Annotated in this window: 4 protein-coding genes; 1 reads left to right on the forward strand and 3 read right to left on the reverse strand. The window is 70.0% G+C overall.

The genetic code is table 11. The features are described from left to right. Positions 1-203: 203 nt before the first annotated feature. Genes ACFXPK_RS18630 through mobC form a run of 3 tightly spaced genes read right to left on the reverse strand, consistent with a single transcriptional unit; the run spans position 204 to position 3,540 of the window. The gene (locus tag ACFXPK_RS18630; RefSeq protein WP_385076688.1) at positions 204-1,328 is read right to left on the reverse strand and encodes a hypothetical protein; all 1,125 of its coding nucleotides are present in this window, start codon (positions 1,326-1,328) and stop codon (positions 204-206) included. A gap of 14 nt (positions 1,329-1,342) precedes the next feature. After that, the gene (locus tag ACFXPK_RS18635; protein WP_385076691.1) at positions 1,343-3,058 is read right to left on the reverse strand and encodes a relaxase/mobilization nuclease domain-containing protein; all 1,716 of its coding nucleotides are present in this window, start codon (positions 3,056-3,058) and stop codon (positions 1,343-1,345) included. Between the two features lie 38 nt (positions 3,059-3,096). Further along, positions 3,097-3,540, reverse strand: a complete 444-nt coding sequence (mobC, locus tag ACFXPK_RS18640; protein WP_385076694.1) for a plasmid mobilization relaxosome protein MobC — start codon at positions 3,538-3,540, stop codon at positions 3,097-3,099. Between the two features lie 231 nt (positions 3,541-3,771). On the opposite strand from mobC, the gene ACFXPK_RS18645 reads away from it, so the two are divergent. Further along, positions 3,772-4,152 carry a hypothetical protein gene (locus tag ACFXPK_RS18645; protein WP_385076697.1) on the forward strand — a complete coding sequence of 127 codons (381 nt, stop codon included), beginning with the start codon at positions 3,772-3,774 and terminating at the stop codon, positions 4,150-4,152. The last annotated feature ends 102 nt before the right edge of the window (positions 4,153-4,254 follow it).

The following is a 4,254-nucleotide window of genomic DNA, read 5'->3' on the forward strand; positions in this document are numbered from 1 at the left end:
CGGGGTCGCTGTGTGCTTTTGTGTTGTTTTTTTTTTTTTTTTTTGTCGCGGGGGGCGCGCCGGGGGGGGGGGGCGGGCGGGGGGCGGGGGGGGGGCCCCCCCCCCCCCCCACAAACTACCGAAACTTACAAAACCACGTCAACGCTGTTCGATTAGTTTTTTAAGTTTCATACCTGGGTGTCTCATCGCCACAGAAACGGCGACTACCGGGCCTTGCCGCCCTTCACGGCAGGCGCCGCCTCCCGGTGCGCGGCCACCCCGGGCGCAGCCGGTGCCGCACCCTTCTCGGCCGCCTTAGTAGGGCCCACGCCCGACGACGTCGACCGCGCCGCCGCGGTGCTCACCTTCGGCCCCGGCCCCGCCGGCGTGCCAACCGGCTTGCGCAGCACGTCGTTGGCGGCCTGGACCAGACGCCCCTCCCGCCAAGAGGTGTCCTCGGACAAGCGGGCCAAGTGCTCCGGGATCGACTGCCCCTTGCTCTCCATATCCGCCATCCGCGCGGCGATCAACGGCCACTGACGGGCCGCCACAAGCAGATCCGCCTCCCGTTCCGCGCCGGGCAGGGCCTCGCGCACCATGCGCGTGAACCGGCCGTTCTCCGACGGCGCGATAGCGAGCTGCCGAAGGGCTCGCCCCCGGTCCCCGAGGTCGAGATTCTTGGGAATGTCCAGCCCGGTCGTCAGCGGCCCGTACGACAACGTCGCGTCCCGACTCGTGGTCGGCACCTCCGCTGTCGCAAGCACCCTGGCGACCGCCTTGTCGACCCCGACGCCCTCCTCGTGCGCGGAGGCGAGAATCGCCCGCACGTCGACCCCGCGCTCGTCCAGCGTCGCCATCGTCCTCGCCATCTCCGGCCACGCCGGAGACGACAGGATCGCCTCGCGTACCGGACCCGCCGGCAGCGTCTGGCGCAGCGCCGCCGCCCACTCGTCCGTGCCCTCGCGCGCTACCCGTTCCGCATTCGCCGCGACCTGGTCCCGTACCGTCACGGCGATCTCGCCGACGCGCGGAAGCATCCCCTCCAGGTCGACTCCGGCCCGCTTGAGTGCCATCAACTGCTGGGCGAGCTGCGGCCAGTGGGCGCCCTCCATCAGAGCCGCACCGATGTCCGGCGGAAGGAACGTCGCCACCTCCTTCGAGGCCTCCGCCGCCGCCTTCCCGGCGTCCGGGAGATCGTCCTCCTTCCCGGCCAACTTCTGCTGCTGACGACGTACCGCGTCCGCGATGGCCAGGATCAGGCGGACCGCCATCACGGAGGTCTGCACCGCCTCGGCGACCGCCTCCGCGTACGCCTCCCCGGCCCGTTCCTCTGGTGTCGGTGTTGCCACGCTCACTCCCCTCGTTACCGAGCCCGTCGCGGGCCCTTACGCTCCTCGTCACCCGGCGACCGACGTGTCCCCGCCGCACGCGGCCCGCTGCTGCGGCCGGTGCTGCCCGTGGGCGTCGACGACGGGCTCGTGCCGGTGACCGCCGCCGACGCACCGCGCTGACGACTCCACCCGTCCAGCCGCCATGTAAGCACCTCGGCAACCGAGTCCGCTGAGGTCAAATCACGCCGGGCGGCGACCGCGGCGAGGACGTCGACCGGGTTCTCCCCCGCATTCTCGACCGCTGCCAGCCGCGTGCGCAGCGCGGGCCACGCCGGATCCGCGAGGATCGCCCGCACGTGTCCGGGCACTGCCTCCTGGAGCACTCCGGCCATCGGCCGTTCCCCTGACACCGTCGCGGGCCGCCGGGACCCGGAAGGACGGGAGGCCGTGCGCTTCGGGCGCGGACGGAAGTCGCGTGCCGCGCTCGCGCCGACGGTCACCTCTACCGCCTCCCGCAGCAGACGACCGGCCCGTCCAGAGGCCTCCGTCTGGGCCCGGTGTTCCTGCGCCTGGTGCCAGCGGCGCGAGGCCTCGATCGCGGTTGCAAGGGCGAGCAGGAAACCGAGCGCGGCGACGGTGTCACTACGTCCGGCCGCCGCCGTCGACTGAGACAGCAACCGCGTCGACTCCCGGTACAGACTGCGCGCCTGTCCCTCCAGAGCGCGGTCGCCCGGGACGCGTGACGCGCGCTCGAACTCGTACGCCGCGTCCCTCAGCCGATCGCGCACCATGCGCGGCGAGACCACCGCGGCGATGACGATGAGGTCACCGAGCGCCGCAACATCCCCGGCCCCTTGGCTCAGCCCACCAGCGCCAAGCTGGTCCGCAGCAGCACGCACACGGCGCTCCGCCTCCTGCCACATCTCCGCCGGCCCAACCGCCGGTACGGACACCGGCGTCCTCCAGCGCTCCCGCACGCGCGGGAGGGACAAGTCCGGGGCGAGCCGCGCGCCGGAGAACCAGATCGCGCGATGCCCGCCGTCACGGTCACCGGGCATCGCGACCGAGTAGCCGGTGATGTTCCCGTCCGGCGCCACCCGCTTGTTCACCCGGACCCCAGCCGCGGTAAGACGGGCGAAGAAATCACCCTCGTCTGCGGCAGCGGCCGCGGCCTGGCGGACCTCCCGCTGGAGCGTCTCGCGCACCGGCTCCACCAGTCCGCGCCGGACCGCCTTCTCCTGCTCTCCGGTCTTCGGCCACTTCCGCGTGGTCTTGTCGCCGTGCTTCAACCGGCGCAACCCGAACTCAACCTCGAACTCCCTGGCGGCCGCGTGCATCCTCGGGATGTCCTGGCGCAGCCGCGGCTGCCGACCGTCCTGTCGGGCCTGTGTCGCGACGATGTGGATGTGGTCGTCCGCGTGGCGGATCGCGACCCACCGACAGGCCTGGTCGTCGCCGTGATGAGCGATGCCGGAGGCGTGCATCATCTCGCGGGCAACCCGCGCCCACTCCTCGTCCGTCAGGAGTCGGTCCTCGGGCGCATTGCGGACCGCGACGTGGTAAACGTGCTTGGCCGGTCGCTTACTGAGCAGCGCGAACACCGGAGCGTCCAGGATGAGCGCCAAGTCGCCGATCGTCATGTCCGGCGAGCGCGCCGGGTCCTCGACAAAGGGGTCGTCCCAGGACGCCACCATGTGCGGGTCAGTGTGCTCGTCACGCTTACCCGGGCCATACAGGTAGTCCAGCAACCCCCATGTGTCATTACCGTCCCGAGCCCGCTTCGGCATCAAGAGCGCGGCCGCCGCTCATGCATCACCTGACGTGTCGCCTCATCCATGCGTTGCATCGCCTTGACGATCGCGTCCAGGGTTGCCGCGATCTGCGCACCGGTCACGGTGCCGTCCGCGTTCAAGGCCTTCGCGATCTGGTTCACGTTGTTACCGATACGCGAGGCCTGGTTGCGGGACTGGATAAGTTCAGCAAGGACATCGCGAGCGTCGACCGAAACAGGTACGACCTTCTCCTTGGCCACCTTCAGAGCGGTGTCACCGACCCACGCGGCGAGAGCTTGATTGTCACGAGCCGCGGCCTCACGAATGATCGCCAGCTCGGTGTCGGTGTACGAAACCTTCAACCGGTTGTCACGACGACCGTCGGCATCGCGTTCGCGGTAACGCGCCCTGCGATCAGAGGCGCGGCGCCGGCCGTTCGCCGTCGATGGCTCAACCACGCAACCCCCTCCTTTCCAAACCCCCGGTCCGTGCTCGGACCAAAGATCACCGGCCGCCCACAGTAGTGGGCCGAAAGCCGGGGATCACGCAAACTGGGCCCAGTTTGCACTAACTCGCTTCCGGTAGTTAGGGCCGTCAAGGAAGCACACGGTCTGTCAGAAATCTCTACGGACTGAAGTGTCGGCACGCCCACTCAGCCGCCACGCACGACCTACCAGTACGATCGCGTCATGGCGAGTTCACACGACATTATGCAGCGGATGAGGGAAGTCCAGGCGGCTCGCGAGAAGGCCTTCGAGCCGCTGGCCGAGATCCTGGAGAAACGCGCGGAACTCCGGCGTCAACTGGCGGAGACGGATGCGCCGTACGGTGAGGCGTTTGTCGCCGCCGAGGCGGCGGGTTGGACCGCGGAGGAACTCGCCACGATCGGCGCGGAGGAGCCGGTGAAGCGCCCGCGAGGCCGCGCACGCGGCAAGCGGACGACGCCGAAGAAGGAAGCCCCGGCGGCGCCCCAGCAGCAGACCACGGCCCCATCGCCTTCGGCTGCGATGCCCGCACAGACAGGCGCCGGAGAAGCTGTCGAGACGACAGTCGGACGCACAACCGGCTGACGACAGGAAAGCGCAGTGGGGGGGGGGCCGGGGACACGGGGGGGGCCGCGGCGTTTTGCCGCCCCACCGGTCTGGCACCCCGGCGGGGGGGGGTTTTTGTTG

It is taken from the genome of Streptomyces sp. NPDC059142 (assembly GCF_042755665.1).
Lineage (GTDB): Bacteria > Actinomycetota > Actinomycetes > Streptomycetales > Streptomycetaceae > Streptomyces.

Coding starts and splice junctions, on each gene's coding strand:
- ACFXPK_RS18645 (WP_385076697.1), top strand. CDS start 3,772: ATGGCGAGTTCACACGACATTATGCAGCGGATGAGGGAAGTCCAGGCG.